Source organism: Caulobacter sp. FG7, from assembly GCF_057808875.1.
The window spans coordinates 134819-151930 of sequence record NZ_JBMDIW010000013.1; the positions used below are offsets into that span (position 1 = coordinate 134819).

Genomic DNA, 17112 nt, shown 5'->3' on the forward strand with positions numbered 1-17112 from the left:
GTAGCCCTCATCCTGAGCCTGTCGAAGGACGAGGGCGGTTCCACAGTCGAGACCGCCATGAAGCACCAGACTATCCGCGGCAAGATCCTCTACACCTCGCGCAAGCCGGGCCGCGAAGGCCAGGAGCGGGGCCGCGAGCACTTCGCCATGACCCGACACACCGACGGCAAGGTGACGATCCGCGCCCAGTGCGAGATCGACGAGCCCGATCCCACCGTGCTGCGCGATGCGATCTACTCGCTGGACGAGCATGGCCGGCCGATGGACCTGCACCTGCGCCTGACGGTCGGCGACCGGTTCATGGGCTCAGGCTGGTTCCGGTTCACCGACGACTTCATCGAGTGCGAGAGCTACGGCCCGTCGATCGGCCGCCTGTCGCAGAAGATGCCGACCAATGGCTTCTTCGACGGCTTCGGCACCCACCCGATCATCGGCGACGCCTACATCTGCAAGGTGATGGACGTGGCCAAGGGGCCGCACAAGCGCAAGCTGCGCATCTTCCTGCCGTCCGTCGACCACCGGGGCGCCACCCCGCCGCAGATCGTCGAGAGCAGCATCACGCTGGAATATGTCGGCGAGGAAGAGACCACGACTCCGGCCGGGACCTTCGCCTGCCGCCGCTTCCGCTTCCTCGGCGAGGACGGCGGCATGGTCAGCAAGGACGGCGAGCACCCTACCTACGACATGTGGGTGACGGCCGATGAGGACTCCCTGTTCGTGAAGGGCGGCGTCGGCGGCTACATGCAGACCTGGTACGAGCTGGTGGAATTGCAGCGGTAATTCCTGCTGCTTCAATTCCGCAAGTTTCGTCATCCCGGAAGCCGCGAAGCGGCTATCCGGGAGCCAGGGGGACTGGGTGCAGTGGCGGCTCCACCGCTCGAGCGGTCGCCCACGCATTGCGGTGGCCCCTGGGTCCCGGCTCTACGATTCGCTTCGGCCGGGATGACGAGCATTATAGTTGGCGCGCAGTGGATTAGCGCCTCATCTTGAGATCGGCAGCAGCGCTCACCGTTCCGGAAAGACGGCCTTGCGCTTCTCCAGAAACGCCGTGCGTCCCTCGATGAAGTCCGCTCCCGAAACCGACGCCACGAACGCCGCCCGCGTCGCCGCGTCATCCTCGACGGCGCCGGCCAGGATCGCCCGGATCGTCGCCTTGATGGCCCGGACCGTGACCTGGGACGCCGCCGCGATATCAGCCGCCTTGGCGGCCGCGGCCGCCGGGACGTCGGCCTCCACCGCATCGATCAGCCCGAGCCGCAGCGCTTCGTCCGAACCCAACAGCCGTCCCGTGAACAGTATGTCCCTGGCCGCCGAGGCGCCGACGGCGTCGACCAGCCGCTTGGTGTCTTCCAGGCTGTAGGTCAGGCCGAGTTTCGCCGGGGTGATGGCCAGGCGCGCGTCCGGCGCGGCGATCCGCAGGTCGCAGGCCAGGGCGACCGCCAGGCCGCCGCCGACGCAGGCGCCTTCGATGGCGGCTAGCACCGGCTTATCCAGCGCCGCGATCGCGCCGATCCCGGCCCCGATGGCGGCGTTGTAGTCGGCGGCGCTCTGCGGCGTCGCATAGACCGCCTCGAACTCGCTGATGTCGGCGCCGGCCGCGAAGTGCCCGCCTCGTCCGGTCACGACCAGCACCTTGGCGTCGGAAGCGGCGAAGGCCGCGCACGCGTCGGGCAGGGCGCGCCACACCGCCAGGGAGATGGCGTTGCGCTTGGCCGGCCGGTCGAAGGCCAGGGTCGCGACCTCGCCCTCGAACGTCAGGGTCAGCGCCCCCTCGGCGAAAGCGGTCATCGGAAGGCCTCGGGAACGGTGGCCGGGGGCAGGGCTTGCGACAGCCGCGCGGCCAGGGCCTGGGTCGCGCCATCGCTTCGGCCGATCACCTGTAGCGACAGCGGCAGGCCGTCGACCTCGCCGGCGGGAAGGGCGAACGCCGGGGCGCCCAGCACGTTGCCCAGGGCCGTCAGGTCGGCTTGGCTGGCAGGCGCCGGGGCGCTGAAGGCGAAGGCCGGCTGCGGCGTCGTCGGGATCAGAATCCCGGCATATGGGCTTGTTAGTTCCAGGATTTTTCGCCTTGTCTCAGCCAGCAGGCGATAGGCTTCTGCCAGCCGGGTCGGCGCCTGTCGCGCTCCCCAGGCCAGCAGCGAGCGCAGCTCCGGCGTGAAGCCTTCCGGATCCAGGGCCAGGGCGCGGCGATGCTCGATACCGCCCTCGACCTCGCTGATCAGCAGGCCGGCGCGGCGCAGCGCGCCAAGGTCCAGGTCGTCGATCCGCAGCCGCGCCAGCCGCCAGCCGGCGGTCGTCAGGGTGTCGAGGGTGCGGGCGAAGTTAGCCGCCACCGCCGGTTCCAGCGTCACCAGACCGTCGAGGTCGAGCACCGCCAGCGGTTGTTCGTCGCTCGTGGACCCTTCCTCGACGCCGCAGGCGCGCGCGACCAGGCCGGCGTCCGCCACCGAGCGGGCGTGGACGCCGACGTGATCCAGGGTCCAGGACAGGGCCGTGACACCGTCGGTCGGGATCGCGCCTAGCGCCGGCTTGTAGCCGACCACCCCGCAGTAGGACGACGGCAGCCGGACGCTGCCCATGGTGTCTGTGCCCAGCGCCGCGGCGCATAGTCCCGCCGCCACGGCCGCCGCCGAGCCGCCCGACGAGCCGCCGGGCGTGAAGCCGGCGCGATGCGGGTTTTCGCAGCGACCGAGGAAGGCGTTGTCGTTGGTCGCGCCCAGCGCGGCCTCGTGCATGTTCAGCGCGCCCAGGATCACCGCGCCGGCGGCTCGCAGCCGGGCCACGCAGGCCGCGTCGGCCGGGGCGACGTTGCGGGCGTAGGCCTTGATGCCGGCGGTATGCGCCAGGCCCTCGACGGCTATGTTGGCCTTCACCGCGATCGGCGCGCCGTCGATCGGCGACAGCGGCTGGCCCGCCGCCCAGCGCCGGGCGCTGGCCCGGGCCTCGGCGCGGGCGCCGGCCGCATCGAGCTCGACCACGGCGTTGATGGCCGGGTTGAGCCGTTCGATCCGAGCCAGGTAGACCTCGGTCACGTCGATCGGGCTGGCTCCGGCCGCATAGAGCCCGGGCAGGCCCGCGACGCCCGCCGCGACGATGGGGTCGGAAAAGCCGCTCACCTCAGTAGCGCTCGTCGATCAGGCGGATCGGTTTCTGGCGCACGTCGATCTGGGTCAGGCCCGCCGTCGCGCCCTTCGGCGCCAGCTCGACCTCGACCTCGATGCCGATCTTCCGCTTCAGCACCTCGCCGTAGAAGCTTGCGATGTCGCGCCATTCCTCGGTCGGCGCCGTGGTCTCGGCGGTCACGGCGAAGCTGTCGCGGCCGGTGGCGTCGCGGCGCGCGCGGCAGATGAACTCGCCCGCGAAGGCCGGCGCATGCTCCAGCATGGCGCCGACGCCCTGCGGGAAGATGTTGATCCCGCGGATCTTGACCATGTTGTCCGAGCGCCCGAGGAAGCCCTCGATGCGCTGGAACACCACGTCGATCGACGAGGGCTTTGGGATCGCGCGCGTCACGTCGTGGGTGTTGAAGCGGATCAGCGGGTAAAGGTCGTCCTTGAACAGGCAGGTGACCACCATGTCGCCCAGCTCGCCCGGGGCCACGGCCGCGCCGGTGTCGATGTCGCAGATCTCCAGGTAGTGGGCGTCCTCGTGGACGTAGAGGCCGTCGCGGTCGGGGCCTTCGCCGGCGATCAGGCCGGTGTCGCCCACGCCGTACCAGTCGAAGCACTTGGCGCCGCCCCAGGCCTTCTCCATCGCCGCACGGTCCTCGCGGCCCAGATGCGCCGAGATCAGCCGCACGGGGATGTCGCGTCCCGGCTCGATGCCCATCTCCAGCGCCGTGTCGGCCAGCTTCTTCAGATAGTCGCCAAAGCCCACCAGCACGGTGGCCCCGAAGCGCTTCATCACCTCGACCTGCTGGGCCGAGCGGGTCTCGACCCCGGTGCCGGCCGACAGGAAGGTTGCGCTGGTCCAGCGGGTCACGGCCTCGCGCACATAGTGGCCGCCGTTGATCATGCCGTGGCCGTAGACCGAGTGGACCACGTCGTCTGGAGCCAAACCTTGGAATTGATAGTTGCGGGCCAAGAGCAGGTTCTGCACCTCGCGGCTCTTGGGGCCGAACAGCAGCACCTGGGGCGATCCGGTGGTGCCCGAGGTAGTGTGCAGCATCACCGGCGGCCGCTGGCCGTCCGGATAGCCCTCGAAGCCGGCGAAGTCGCCGAAGGGCGGATTGCGCTCCAGCGAGGCCATGATGTCGGACTTGTCGAAGCTGGGCAGGCGCGGCAGGTCGTCGAGCGAGCGGATGTCGCCGGGCTGGATGCCGGCGGCGCCCCACAGGCGCTGGTAGAAGGGCGTCTTCCAGGCCCGGTCCACGCAGCGCAGGAACAGTCGGTTCTGCTGGGCGCGCAGAGCGTCGCGGCTGGTCTGGGTGGCGAAGCGCGTGAAGTCATCGCCGATCGGGTGATCGGCGACGATGGCGGGATAGTCGAGCGACTGCCAGTAGGTCTGGTGGGACATGGGTAACCTTGGGGAGCTCAGCCGCCGCTGGCGAGGAGGAAGGCCTCGCGGGCGTCGGCCAGGGTGTCGAAGCGGTCGAAGAGGTCGGTCAGCGGCCCGTGGGCGGCTTCCATGCCGACGAAGGCCAGGCACGAGCGGGCCTTTTCCAGGTGCTCGTCGCGGCTCATCGGGAAGTCGGGCGAGCCGAGCTGGGCGGTGACGTCGAGCACGATCTCGCGGCCGTCCTTCAGGCGGGCCACGGCGCGGGCCGGCACGAAGGCGGCGGGATCGGGATTGCCGTCGCTCTCGACCACGATGCGCGCGGCCAGGGCCAGCACGTTCGGCTCGTTCAAGCGCTCGGGCGTGTAGTCGTTCAGGCCCACGCAGCCGCGGGTCAGCATGACGGCGGCCAGATAGGGCAGGCACAGGCGGGCGTAGGCCGTGTCCATCTCCGGCTTGGCGAGGCGGCCCACCAGGTGGTGGATCAGCGGCGGCGCCGAATAGGTCAGGCTGTCGAGATCGCCGGGCGTCACGTCGTGGTCGGTCTTGAGTTTACGCACCGCCACCAGCCCGCCGTGGCAGGCGCGCCCCGTGGGGAAGGGCTTGCAGGCGACCTCGGCGATGCGGCGGCGGTCCTTGAGGTCCGCCAGCGCCGGCCCGAGATCGAACCCAGCCTCGAACAGCGGCAGGTAGCCGAACGGTCCCTCCAGCCAGTCGCGCGGTCCCGGCAGGCCGGCCTGCGCGACGTCGATCGCCTGCAGGGCGGAGCGGGCGGCGGCGGCGACCTGGACGGGCAGGGCGGGCTTGCCCTCGGTGTGGGCCTGCATCGTGCCGCTGCTGAAGGCCAGGGCATAGCCCATGGCGTCCATCGCCGTTACGCGCGGCAGCCGCTTCAGGCGAGCAAGCGCCGCCGTCGCGCCGAACACCCCCGCCGTGGCCGGGCGGAAGAAGCGCAGGGGCGTCGTTGCAGCGACCCCCAGCGCGATGGCGACGTCGACCCCGGCGATCATGGCCGCCAGCACCTCTTCGCCGGAATAGGGACCCGAACGGTCCAGCTCGGCGATCAGGGCCGGCACGATCGTCGGCAGCGGGTGCAGCACGGCCTTCTCGTGGACGGAGTCGTACTCCTGGCCGTGCAGTTGGAAGGCGTTGACGAAGGCGGCCTGGGCCGGCGGCAGGCGCACGCCGGGACGTCCCAGCACCAGGCCTGTTCCGACGTCTCCACCCCAGCCGCGCGCGGCCGCGAGAATGGCGTCAGAATAGGCCGCCCCGGCGCCGGCCGCGCCCACAGCCGCCGCATCGTGCAACAGCCGGCGGGCGTCGGCCTGCACGGCGCCTGGCAGGGTGTCCCAGCGCAGGGAAAGGGCGTGGTCGACAAGGGCTTGCGCGGCGATCATGCGGGGACGCTAGCAGCGGCGCCGGCCGCTCTTCGTCTCGGCCTTCGGGTTTGCGCGCACAGCGGACAACGGCGTCGCTGTTCGCCAGTCGAGCAAACGCGAAATCCCCGTCACGGCGGGACGAGACGCGTTCAGCCTTCCGTTCGCGGACCTTCCGGGGGGACGGTCCGCGATGCAGGAGAGCCGCCATGCTGATGCGTGTTCTGTTGTTGCTGACCAGCGCGTTCCTGCTGATGGAGGCTGGGCCAATGTTGCTGGCCCAGATGGAGCGCGAGCGGACGGATTCCTGACGTCTTCCTCTTCCAACTTGCTTGTCGTCCCGGCGCTCTGGCTGGGACGACGAGCTTTTGGCGGGGAGACTTGGTTTCCGGGGGCTTCCGGGGCGAAAACCTCGTCCTTCGACAAGCTCAGTATGAGGTTTTCTCCTGCCCGAGCCTGTAAATGGTCCTCATCCTGAGCTTGTCGAAGGACGAGGACCACGCAAGGCTTGGACGGCTTTCCCCGCCTACCGCGCCCGCCACCCCGCTGGGCCTGCGCCGAGGACAGGCGGGACCGGGTCGATGACCGCCGGTTCACGGCTGAACAGGATCGGCGTGCCGACGATCTCGTTGCCGTCGGCGTCGCGCGACAGCATGCCCCGCGCGGCCATGGCCGGATCCTCGAAGGCTTCTTTCAAGGTGCGCACCGGCGCGAAGCAGACGTCGCGCCCCTCGAACCAGGTTTCCCATTCGGCCCGGGTCTTGGTGATGAAGGCCTCGCGGAGGAAGGCGCGCAGCGGCTCCTGGCCTGGGCCGGGCTGCAGTTCGGCATAGGCCAGCAAGTCCAGGCGATCCAGGCCCGCCAGCAGGTTGCGGGCGAACTTCACCTCCGAGCCGCCCAGGCAGATCCATTGGCCGTCGGCGCACTCATAGAGGCCGTACATGGCGTTGCCGCCCCACGAGCGCTCGTCCTTGGGAACGTGCGCCTCGCCCGTGGCGAAGATCTTGCCGGTGACGTTGGGCGTCCAGGCCAGCACGCTGTCGTACATGGCGACATCCAGGTAGTCGCCCTGGCCGGTCTTCTCCCGCCGCAGCAGGGCCATCAGCACGCCCGACAGCGCCGTGAGCGAGGCCAGGGCGTCGGCGACCGGCATGTTGGGCGGGGTCGGCTTGCCGTCGAAGCCTTCGCTCAGGCTCACCATGCCGGCCAGGGCCTGCACCGCGATGTCGTGGGCCGGCCTGTTGCGATAGGGCCCAGTTTGCCCGAAAGCCGAGATCGCCACATAGACGATCCCCGGATTGCGCGCCTTCACCGCTTCGTAGTCGAAGCCCAGCCGCTGGATGACGCCGGGCCGGAAGGCCTCGACCACCACGTCGGCCTCGGCGGCCAGGTCGAGCAGCAATGCGCGGCCCTCGGCGGACTTGAGGTCCACCTGCAGGCTGCGCTTGCCGCGGCTGGTGTTGCGGAACCAGACGCTTGTCCCGTTCTTGCGATAGCCGATCTCGCGGGCCGGATCGCCTTCGCCGGGCGGCTCGATCTTCAGCACGTCCGCGCCGTGGTCGGCCATCATCAGGGTCAGCATCGGCCCCGGCAGGAAGAACGACAGGTCGAGAACGCGGACGCCTTCCAGCTTCACGAAACGGCTCCCAGAACGTCTTGCGTGTGTTCACCGAGTTTCGGCGCGCGGACGCCGGGCATCCGCTCGCCGTCGATCTTCACGGGGCAGGCGAGCATCGCCAAGCCTTCCGCTCGGTCAGGATGGTCGACGACGTCGCGCATGCCGACCTCGGCCACGAACGGATTGTCCAGGGCGTCCATCATCTCCAGGATCGGCGCGAAGGGCGCCTTGCCGCCGAGCAGCGCGGTCCACTCAGCCGTCGTGCGGGTCTCGAAAAGAGCGTCCATCGCTTCGCTGAGAGCTGGCAGATTGGCGTGGCGGCTTGGAATATCGATGAACCTCGGATCCGACTTCAGGTGTTCCGCGCCGGCCAGGTCGCACAGCGCCTCCCAGAACTTCGGGGTCTGGCACATCACCAGGCCCCAGCCGTCGGCCGTCTTCACCGCCTGCGACGGCGCGATCGACGGGTGGGCGCCGCGCGGCAGGCGCTGGACCTTGTAGCCCTCGTTCATTGCCCAGACGGCGGGATAGGACAGCTGGTGCAAAGCCACGTCGAACAGCGAGACGTCGACGTCGCAGCCTTGTCCCGTCGTCCGGGCCGACAGCAGGGCGCTGACCACGCCGAAGGCCAGCATGGTTCCGGTCATGAAATCGACCATCGACACGCCCAGCCGGGCCGGTGGCGCATCGGGTTCGCCGGTCAGGCTCATCAGCCCGGCCTCGGCCTGCATCAGATAGTCGTAGCCCGGCCAGCCGGCCCGGCTGTTGCCGCGCCCGTAAGCGGAAAGATGGCCGCAGACGATGGCGGGGTTCACCCCCTTCAGGTCGTCATAGGTCAGCCGCATCTTTCCAGGCTGATCGCCGCGCAGGTTGTCGACCACCATGTCGGCGGCCGCCACCAGACGCTCGAAGGCCGCTCGGCCCTCGGGCGTCTTGATGTCCACGGCGATGGACTTCTTCGACCGTGAGAAGGTCTGGAAGAACTGGCTGTCGGCCGTTCCCAGAAAGAACGGGCCGGTGGCGCGGCTGACGTCGCCGCCCATGGCCGGGGCCTCGATCTTGACGACCTCGGCGCCCAGCTCGGCCATCAGCTGGGTGGCGTAGGGGCCAGCGCCGTACTGCTCGACGGCCAGCACCTTGATCCCTTCCAGGGGGCGACGCACGCTCATCAGACCGGGTTCCGAGCCACGAGCTGGCGGGCGATGATGATCCGCTGCATCTCGTTGGTGCCTTCGCCGATGCACATCAGCGGGGCGTCGCGGAACAGCCGCTCGATCGGATACTCCTTCGAATAGCCGTAGGCGCCGTGGATGCGCATGGCTTCGGTGGCCACTTCCAGCGCCGTCTCCGACGCGAAGTATTTGGCCATGCCTGCTTCCATGTCGACGCGTTCCCCGCGGTCGTAGGCCTTGGCGGCGTCTTCCACGAGCAGCTCGGAGGCGCGTGTCTTGGCACCCATCTCGCCGAGCTTCAGCTGGATGGCCTGGTGCTGGGCGATCGGCTTGCCCATGGTCTTGCGGACCTGGGCGTACTTGACGCTTTCCAGCAGCGCGCGCTTGGCGATGCCGATCGAGCGGGCGGCCACGTTGATGCGGCCGATCTCCAGGCCGCCAGTGGCCATCACGAAGCCCTGGCCTTCCTCGCCGCCCACCAGGCACAGCTCGGCGTCGCAGCGATAGTCCTCGAAGATGAACTCGCCGCTGTCGATGCCCTTGTAACCCAGCTTCTCCAGCTTGCGGCCGTTGTTGACGCCGGGGATCGGGTCGCGGGTCTGCGGATCGATCTTCGGGGTGATGAGCATGCTCATCCCCTTGTGGCGGGGCTGGGCTTCCGGATCGGTCTTCACCAGCAGGGCCGAGACATGGCCCTCGATGGCGTTGGTGATCCAGGTCTTGGTCCCGTTGACGACGTAGTCGCCGCCGTCGCGCTTGGCGACGGTGCGGATGCCCTGCAGGTCGGTGCCGGCGTCAGGCTCGGTCAGGCCCAGACAGCCGCGCATCTCGCCGCTGGCGAAACGGGGCAGCCAGAAGTCCTTCTGCTTCTGCGTGCCGAACTTCTGCACGACCATGGCCATCATCAGGTGCGAGTTGAACACGCCCGTCAGGCTCATCCACTCGGCGCTGATCTTGGTGACGATCCGCGAATAGGTCAGGGCCGACAGGCCCAGGCCGCCGTATTCCGGGTCGATCAGGGCCCCGAACAGGCCCAGTTCCTTCATGTCCTCGACCAGGGCATGGGGATACTCGTCGTCGTGCTCGAGCTGCATCGCCACGGGGGCGACCTTCTTCTCCAGCCACTTGTCGATGGCGTCGAGGATGGCGCGTTCGTCGGCTTCCGAGATCTCGCTCATCCTAGTAGTTCCCGACCTTGTCCTCGACGGCGTGGCCGCGCGCCGGGATCAGCATGTTGCGCTTGAAGGTGCAGACGACCGTGCCGTCCTGGTTGATGCCCGTGGTCAGGATCGTGACGATGCCCTGGCCGGGGCGCGACTTGCTCTCGCGCTTGGCCAGCACTTCGCTCTCGCCATAGATCGTGTCGCCGGCGAACACCGGGGCGCTGAACTTGACCTCGTCCATGCCGAGGTTGGCGATGGCCTTCTGCGAGACGTCGGTCACGCTCATGCCGATCAGCAGGGCCAGGGTGTAGGGGCTGACCACCAGGTTCTTCTTGAACTCCGAGGCCTTGGCGAACTCGGCGTCGAAGTGCATCGGGTGGGTGTTCAGCGTCAGCAGCGTGAACAGGTGGTTGTCGTACTCGGTCACCGTCTTGCCGGGGCGGTGCTCGTAGACGTCGCCGACGATGAAGTCCTCGAAATAGCGGCCGAAGGTCTCGCGATAGCGCTGAGGACCGACCTCTTTCCAGTTCTGCGACATGGGGGAGTCTCCTAGTTCTGAGCGCGGTCGAGGACGCGCCGTGCGGCGCGGATGACCGGCAGTTCGATCAGCTTGCCGTCCAGCAGGGCGGCGGCCCCGCCGGCGGCGTCGAAGGCCTCGATCACGCGCCGGGCGCGCTCGATCTCGGCGGGCGAGGGGGTGTAGGCGGCGTTCACCGCGGCCACCTGGGCCGGGTGGATGCAGGACCGGCCGGTGAAGCCCAGGGCCTTGGCCCGCAGGGTCGAGGCGGTCAGGTCGTCCGGATCGGCGATGTTCAGGTGCGGCACGTCCAGCGAGGCTATCCCTGCACGACCGCAGGCGGCGATCAGCGTGCCGCGGCCCAAGAGCAGGGCGTCCCAGTCCATGGTCGAGCCCAGGTCGACAGACAGGTCCGCGCCGCCGAACAGGGCGCCGGCCACGCCAGGGGCGGCGCAGATTTCGAAGGCCCGACGCAGGCCCTCGGCCGACTCGACCACCGGCCAAAGGGGCAGACCCGGCAGCACGTCGCCGGCGGTCAGCAGGTCTTCCGGCGCGGCGACCTTGGGGATCATCAGGAAGTCGGGCCGCGCCTGGCTATCAGCCAGGGCGACCAGGTCCTTCAGGCCCTCCAGGGTGCGCACGCCGTTGATCCGTAGGCCGACGACGGCGGTGCGCGGTGCGCCGAGGAAGGCGAGGGCGGAGGCGCGCGCCTCGCCCTTGCCGGCCGGCGGCACGGCGTCCTCCAGGTCGATGCAGACGGCGTCGGCCTGCGCGTCCAGCGCCTTGCCGAAGCGATCCGGGCGCGTCCCGGGTACGAAAAGCAGCGAGCGAAAGGTCATAGGCGTCAATCGCCTATCGGCACGGCCTCAGCGAACGCCTGGGCGATTTTTCTCCGACAGGCGATCCAAACGCCCTCCTTGGCGGTCACGTGGTCCAGGAACTTGCGGAAGGCGCCGATGCGGCCCGGACGACCGATGATACGCAGGTGCAGTCCCAGGCTCATCATCCGCGCCCCGACCTCCTGGCTCTCGGCGTGCAGCTCGTCGAAGGTGGCCACGGCGTAGTCAAGCCAGTCCTTGGCGGTCAGCGACGGGGCCAGCCAGAACTTCATGTCGTTGGAGTCCATGGCGTAGGGCAGGATGACCATCGGCTTCGATTGCCCGTCCGCCGTCTCGACGCGGTCCCAGAACGGGAAATCGTCGGAATAGTCGTCCATGTGATAGCTGAACCCCGCCTCGGTGATCAGGCGGCGGGTGTTGTCGGTGTGCAGGTAGCGCGACAGCCAGCCCGACGGGCGCGTGCCGATCGTCCGCTCGATCGAGTCGGCGGCCTTGGTGATGAACTCGCGCTCCTTGGCTTCGTCCATCCAGAACTGATGGGTCCAGCGATAGCCGTGGGCGGCCACCTCGTCGCCGCGGGCGCGGATGGCGGCGGCCAGCTCAGGCGCGCGCTCCAGCGCGAGGGCTGCGGCCGTCCAGGTGGCCTCGATCCCGTGCTGGTCGAGGAGCCGCAGGATGCGCGGCGCGCCGGCCTTGATCCCATACAGATAGTTGCTCTCGCTGCCGTGCATCCGCATCGGCTTCTTGGGAACCGCACCCAGCTCGTCGACCGGCTCAGGCCCCTTGTCGCCGTCGCGGATGTTGTGCTCGGCGCCTTCCTCGACATTGACGACGATCGACAGTGCAAGGCGCGAACCGTCCGGCCAGCGGAAGTCGTCAGGTGCGGGCATGGGGCTTTCTCCAGTAGGCGGTCACTTCGCTCGCGGCGCTCGCGCCTTTCGGTGCGGCGCTCCAGCGTGCGGCCTCCAAATCTTCACGGCGGCATGGGAGCCGCAACGGAGGGAGCGCCCGATGGCCGTCACGCGGATTGTCGCCCTGTTCAACCTGAAGCCCGGCGTCTTGGTCGCCGACTACGAGGCCTGGGCCAAGGAGCGCGACCTGCCGACCGTCAACGGCCTGAAGTCGATCGACAAGTTCGAGGTCTTCCGCTCGGCCGCCCTGCTCGGGACCGACGCGCCGCCGCCCTATCAGTATGTGGAGATCATCGACGTCGCCGACATGGACGCCTTCGGCGCCGACGTCGCGACGGAAACGATGCAGGCGATCGCCGCCGAGTTCCAGGCCCTGGCCGACACCACCTTCATCGTCACCGAGAAGGTGGGTTGAGCATGGCGGGACGGTTTGAAGGCAAGACGGCGGTCGTCACCGGGTCCGGTCGGCGCGGAGGCCTGGGGGAGGCCATCGCTCGACGCCTGGCGCAGGAGGGAGCGGCGGTAGTCGTTTCCGACATCGGTCGCTCCGTCGATCCTTCTATGCCTGCCGGCATGATCGGCGGGACCGAGGAGATGGAGGCGATCGCCGCCGATCTGCGCCAGTACGGCGGGTCGGCCAGCATCCGACCCTGCGACGTTCGTCGCTGGGACGAGGTCCGGGCGCTGGCCGACCATGCCGTGCAAACCCACGGCTCGCTCGACATCTGGGTCAACAACGCCGGCATCGGCTACATCATGAAGCCGCTGATGGAGGTTCGCCCGGAGGACTGGTCGGCGGTCATCGACGTCAACCTGACGGGCTGTTTCTACGGCCTGAAGGCGGCGGCCGAAGTGATGATCCCGCAAGGCAAGGGCGGCCGCATCGTCAATATCGCCAGCCAGGCGGCCAAGTCGGGCTTCCCGCACGCCCAGGCCTACACCGCCTCCAAGCACGGCCTTGTCGGCCTCACGCGCTCGGCCGCCATCGAGCTGGGCGCGCACCAGATCACCGTCAACAACGTCTGCCCCAACCACGTGACCACGGGGCTGGGCGCCTGGCAGAACGAGTATTTCGCCAAGGTCACCGGCGCGGCTTCGGTCGAGGCCTACCTCGCCGCCATGGCCGCCCGCATCCCGCTGGGCCGCCCCGGCAGGCCCGAGGACACAGCCGACGCGGTGGCCTTCCTGTGCTCGGACGAGGCCAAGTACGTCACCGCCGAGAGCATGAACGTCTCGGGCGGCGAGGAGCCGCACTAGGTCTCGGGGGCGGACGCGTAGCGATAGCGCTCCGGCGTAAAGCGACGGTTCAGGGTCGACGTGTCGAACAGGTCGCCGGGCGGCAGGTCGGGCGTCATCACCACGGCGCGCGTCTCCATCCGGAGCTTCCTAGCGGCGATGGTGAGCGAACGGCTAAGCACGACGCCATCAGCGCCGACGGTATAGGTGCTTTCGGCGAGGTCGCCGTAATACCGGCTCCTGAGGCGGATCTTGTCGGCGTGGCCTTGGGTTGATTGGACCCCGCCTTCGTGGATCGAGGCCAGCGTGACGTCAGGCGCGTCGACGCCGCACAGCGCGCGTGCGATCCCCTTGCCCTTGATGATCTGCTCGTCGCCCTCAAACAGGCCAAAGCCCATGCCGGCGTCGCAATCGGCGATCAGCACCGAGCTGGCGGTCTCGTCGCGCCGCAGGGCGCCGTGGCTGAATCGCGCGTTCCATCGCGACACGTCGAGCTTACTGAAGAGACGGTCGTTCCATCCGTAGGCGGCATAGGTCGAACGGTTCGCATCGGCGCGGGCGATGACTTCGGCCACCTGCGGCGAGAGGTCTCCGGCGGGGCCCGGCGTGCAGGCGGCGAGCACGACGACAAGCGCCGACAAGGCAAGTAGGCGGACGACCAAGGCTCTCTCCAGGCTGGCGCGGCCTAGCTTTACAGCTCTCTGGCCCGGCGCCCACCGTCCGGTGTCGAAGTTCGGCTGGCGGATGGTTCCAAATCGAAGGGCCGCGTGCTGCGCTGGCTGACTAGGGTCGACCGCGAGTCCCACCCCTGGGGCCGTGGGCTTGCTGTAGCCGCCCGCCGCGCCCCCGCCGAAGCGAGCTGCGTAATGAGCAAAACCCTGGAAGTCGTTCTCAAGCGCGTGATCGAGGACGTGCCCGTCGCCGCCGATTTCGAGGTGGTGGAGCGCGCCGCGCCGCCCACGGCGCCTGCCGGCCAACTGCTGGTGCGGGTGCTGTATCTGTCGCTCGACCCCTATCTGGGCTCGCGCCTGCGCGGCCGGCACATGGGCGAGCCGCGCCCGGCGCCGGGCGAGACCCTGCCGGGCTCGGCCGTGGCCGAGGTCATCGCCTCGGGCCATCCGGACTTCGCGCCGGGCGACCACGTGATCGGCGAGGCCGGCTGGGCCCAGGTGGGCCTGATGGACGCCAAGTACGCCCGCAAGGTCGATCCGTCGTTGGGCGTCTCCAATCACCTGGGCGTGCTGGGCATGCCGGGCCTGACCGCCTGGGCGGGGGTGACTCAACTGGCCAAGGTCGGCGCCGGCGACGTGTTCACGGTGGATGCGGCCGCCGGCAGCGTGGGCGGTACGGCCGGCCAGATCGCCAGGATCCTCGGCGCCAAGGCGGTCGGCATCGCCGGCGGGGCCGACAAGGTGGCCCAAGTGGTCGAGCGCTACGGCTTCGACGCCGCGGTCGACTATCGCAACGAAGGCTGGGTCGACGAGCTGAAGGCCCTGACCGACGGCGGCCCCACCGTCCACTTCGAGAATGTCGGCCTGCCGATCCTCAATCCGGTGTTCGGCCTGCTGAAGACCTATGGCCGCGTGGTGATCTGCGGCCTGTCGGCCCACTACCACGCCGACGGCCCGCCGCCCCAGTTCGGCCTGGGCCCCATCGTCGGCAAGCGCGCCAGCGTCATGGGCCTGGTGGTCTACGACTTCTATCCGCGCTGGAACGAGTGGGTGAAGACCGCCGAGCCCTGGCTGAAGGAAGGCCGCCTCGTGCAGGTCGAGGACCTGGGCGAGGGGATCGAGTCGGCCCCGGCCCAGTTCGAGCGCCTGATGAAGGGCGCCAACACCGGGAAGACGCTGGTGAAGGTGGGCGAGTAACCACCCCGTTCGTCATCCCGGAAGCCGCGCAGCGGCTATCCGGGACCCTGGGGCCGGCGCATCGCGCCGGCCCCTTTGCTTTGGGAGCAGCCTCAGGCCCGCCCGAACTTCGCGTACAGCGCCGCCGCCGCCAGGTTGAACGCCGCCGGGGCGTAGGCGAAGGCCATGGCCACGCCGACCAGGGCCGAGCCCGGCTGGGCTGCGCCGGTCACCGCCAGGGCGCTGGAGAAGCCGAAGGCCGACAGCACAAGGCCCGTCAGCAGGGTGCCACCCAGGGCAAAGCCGATCTTGTCGGCCCCGGTCCACAGCGCCGAGAACACGCCGGCCCGGCTTTCGCCGTGCTCGGCCTCGTCCTGGGCGATGACGTCCGACAGCAGGCTGTAGCCCATCAGGCTCCAGCCCGAATTGAACAGGGCGAACAGCACGACGACGGCGTAGATCGCGCCAAGGGGCGCGCCGGCCATCACGCCCCACAGGGCCTGCACCAGCGCGTGGCCCAGGGCGGCGGCGATGTAGATCCGCTTGCGGCCGAAGGTCGCCGACAGCTTGATCCACAGCGGCTGGGCCGCGATGACCACGGCGCTCATCGCCAGCACGATCAGGCCGATCTGGGTCAGGGCGTCCTTGCGGCCCATGTTGTAGCTGAGGAAGTAGATCATCGCCGCGTAGCCGAGGCCCGAGCCGACCAGTTGCAGCAGATAGGCGCCCAGCAGGGGGCGGAAGGCCTTGTCGGTCAGGGCGCTGAGAATCGCCTTCAGGCGCAGGGCAGGCTGGGTGGCGGCCTGCACGACGGGGCGCGGCGAGGCCAGGAAGGCGATCAGCAGGCTGACCGCGCAGACGCCGGCCAGCACCAGGGACATCTGCGAATAGGCCGGGCGTCCGCCGCCCCAGGTCTGCACCAGCACCGGCGCCAGGGCGTTGCCCACCAGGAGGCCGATGGCCGAAAAGCCCATCCGCCAGGCCATGACCACCGTCCGCTCCTTGGGATCGTCCGACAGCTCCGTGCCGATGGCCAGGTACGGCACCGAGAAGGCGCCGAACACGATCATGTAGAGGCTGAAGGCGCCTGCCACGTAGGCGGCGCTTGCGGTGGGCGAACCGCCGGGCACGTGAAAGAGCAGGATCAGGGCGACCGGGGCCAGGACGGCCCCGGCCAGCAGCCACAGGCGGCGCGGGATCTTCGCCTTCCAGCGGTCGGAGACCAGGCCCACGGTCAGGTCCGAGATCAGGCCCCAGAACAGCTTGGGAAAGAAGATCGCCGCCCCGGCCAGCGCGGGTTCTACGCCCAGTGCATTGGTCATGAAGAACAGCAGCAGTAGTGAGGGCGCGTCGCGGAACACCTGGCCGGCGATCTGGCCCGCGCCATAGCCGGCGTGGACGAGCAGGGGCAGGCGGTGAGGCGAGGGCGGTTTGGCGACGGTCATGGCGCGGATCCATTGCGAAGGATCAGCGACGCTAGGCGTGAAACGTCACCGCAAGCGGCCGCCCATGACGGCGCCCGACAGTCGGACAATCGTCGATTGAGATCTGGTGCGGCTGCACGAAGCAACGGCGCCGGCCGCTTTCGCGGCCATCCGGCTTCAGATCAACAACTTGAAGAGAGAATGGTGGGTGTACAAGGATTCGAACCTTGGACCCGCTGATTAAGAGTCAGCTGCTCTACCAACTGAGCTATACACCCGTTCGCGTTTCGAAGTCGCTTGCGCGTCCCCGACGGCGAGGCGCGATACATACCCCAAGACGCGGGGAGCGCAATCCAATTTAGACAAGAAGGTGTGGATATATTCGTCGCACCCGGACGAAACGCAGATACGCGAAAGCGCCTCCCCGCGAGGGGAAGTTCTTATCGGATCAAGTATTGAGGAGAATGGTGGGTGTACAAGGATTCGAACCTTGGACCCGCTGATTAAGAGTCAGC

General features: G+C 68.9%; 16 protein-coding genes and 1 tRNA gene. 4 read left to right on the forward strand and 13 right to left on the reverse strand.

What is annotated here, in order from left to right:
- The first annotated feature begins 57 nt into the window (after positions 1 to 57).
- Positions 58 to 780 (forward strand): hypothetical protein, encoded by a 723-nt coding sequence (locus ACODR1_RS12825; RefSeq protein WP_488880790.1) that lies wholly within the window; start codon positions 58 to 60, stop codon positions 778 to 780.
- Between the two features lie 225 nt (positions 781 to 1005).
- On the opposite strand, the gene ACODR1_RS12830 is transcribed toward ACODR1_RS12825, so the two are convergent.
- The 10 genes from ACODR1_RS12830 to ACODR1_RS12875 all read right to left on the reverse strand — a co-directional run bounded on the left by ACODR1_RS12830 (position 1006) and on the right by ACODR1_RS12875 (position 12069).
- Positions 1006 to 1788, reverse strand: coding sequence for an enoyl-CoA hydratase-related protein (locus tag ACODR1_RS12830; protein ID WP_488880791.1), 783 nt, complete (start codon positions 1786 to 1788; stop codon positions 1006 to 1008).
- Entirely contained in the window at positions 1785 to 3116 is a 1332-nt protein-coding gene (locus tag ACODR1_RS12835) for an amidase (protein WP_488880792.1), read from the reverse strand. The genes ACODR1_RS12830 and ACODR1_RS12835 overlap by 4 nt, the downstream gene beginning before the upstream one ends.
- Before the next feature lies 1 nt (position 3117).
- Positions 3118 to 4515, reverse strand: a complete 1398-nt coding sequence (locus ACODR1_RS12840) for a phenylacetate--CoA ligase family protein (protein WP_488880793.1) — start codon at positions 4513 to 4515, stop codon at positions 3118 to 3120.
- Between the two features lie 17 nt (positions 4516 to 4532).
- Entirely contained in the window at positions 4533 to 5891 is a 1359-nt protein-coding gene (locus tag ACODR1_RS12845; protein WP_488880794.1) for an MmgE/PrpD family protein, read from the reverse strand.
- A gap of 505 nt (positions 5892 to 6396) precedes the next feature.
- Positions 6397 to 7506 (reverse strand): CaiB/BaiF CoA transferase family protein, encoded by a 1110-nt coding sequence (locus ACODR1_RS12850; RefSeq protein WP_488880795.1) that lies wholly within the window; start codon positions 7504 to 7506, stop codon positions 6397 to 6399.
- Positions 7503 to 8657 (reverse strand): CaiB/BaiF CoA transferase family protein, encoded by a 1155-nt coding sequence (locus ACODR1_RS12855; protein ID WP_488880796.1) that lies wholly within the window; start codon positions 8655 to 8657, stop codon positions 7503 to 7505. Before ACODR1_RS12855 ends, ACODR1_RS12850 begins: the two co-directional genes overlap by 4 nt.
- Positions 8657 to 9838 (reverse strand): acyl-CoA dehydrogenase family protein, encoded by a 1182-nt coding sequence (locus tag ACODR1_RS12860; RefSeq protein WP_488880797.1) that lies wholly within the window; start codon positions 9836 to 9838, stop codon positions 8657 to 8659. Before ACODR1_RS12860 ends, ACODR1_RS12855 begins: the two co-directional genes overlap by 1 nt.
- Before the next feature lies 1 nt (position 9839).
- Positions 9840 to 10361, reverse strand: a complete 522-nt coding sequence (locus ACODR1_RS12865; RefSeq protein ID WP_101715660.1) for a MaoC family dehydratase — start codon at positions 10359 to 10361, stop codon at positions 9840 to 9842.
- 11 nt (positions 10362 to 10372) lie between these two features.
- Positions 10373 to 11179, reverse strand: a complete 807-nt coding sequence (locus tag ACODR1_RS12870) for an HpcH/HpaI aldolase/citrate lyase family protein (protein WP_488880798.1) — start codon at positions 11177 to 11179, stop codon at positions 10373 to 10375.
- Between the two features lie 5 nt (positions 11180 to 11184).
- Positions 11185 to 12069, reverse strand: coding sequence for a polysaccharide deacetylase family protein (locus ACODR1_RS12875; RefSeq protein ID WP_488880799.1), 885 nt, complete (start codon positions 12067 to 12069; stop codon positions 11185 to 11187).
- 121 nt (positions 12070 to 12190) lie between these two features.
- On the opposite strand from ACODR1_RS12875, the gene ACODR1_RS12880 reads away from it, so the two are divergent.
- Both ACODR1_RS12880 and ACODR1_RS12885 read left to right on the forward strand, forming a co-directional pair.
- Positions 12191 to 12505: a hypothetical protein gene (locus ACODR1_RS12880; RefSeq protein ID WP_488880800.1), complete on the forward strand. Its 315-nt coding sequence runs from the start codon at positions 12191 to 12193 to the stop codon at positions 12503 to 12505.
- A gap of 2 nt (positions 12506 to 12507) precedes the next feature.
- A complete protein-coding gene (locus ACODR1_RS12885; RefSeq protein WP_488880801.1) occupies positions 12508 to 13347 on the forward strand; it encodes an SDR family NAD(P)-dependent oxidoreductase in 840 nt (279 codons plus the stop codon).
- On the opposite strand, the gene ACODR1_RS12890 is transcribed toward ACODR1_RS12885, so the two are convergent.
- Positions 13344 to 13988, reverse strand: coding sequence for a hypothetical protein (locus ACODR1_RS12890; protein WP_488880802.1), 645 nt, complete (start codon positions 13986 to 13988; stop codon positions 13344 to 13346). The two genes, ACODR1_RS12885 and ACODR1_RS12890, sit on opposite strands and share 4 nt — an antisense overlap.
- A 204-nt stretch (positions 13989 to 14192) precedes the next feature.
- Here ACODR1_RS12890 and ACODR1_RS12895 point away from each other — a divergent pair, with 204 nt between their 5' ends.
- Positions 14193 to 15194: a zinc-binding dehydrogenase gene (locus tag ACODR1_RS12895; RefSeq protein ID WP_488880803.1), complete on the forward strand. Its 1002-nt coding sequence runs from the start codon at positions 14193 to 14195 to the stop codon at positions 15192 to 15194.
- Positions 15195 to 15286: 92 nt separating this feature from the next.
- Here ACODR1_RS12895 and ACODR1_RS12900 read toward each other — a convergent pair whose 3' ends face one another.
- Together ACODR1_RS12900 and ACODR1_RS12905 are read right to left on the reverse strand one after the other, a co-directional pair.
- Positions 15287 to 16618 (reverse strand): MFS transporter, encoded by a 1332-nt coding sequence (locus tag ACODR1_RS12900; protein WP_488880804.1) that lies wholly within the window; start codon positions 16616 to 16618, stop codon positions 15287 to 15289.
- Positions 16619 to 16799: 181 nt separating this feature from the next.
- A tRNA-Lys gene (locus tag ACODR1_RS12905) sits at positions 16800 to 16875 on the reverse strand.
- Positions 16876 to 17112: the final 237 nt, after the last annotated feature.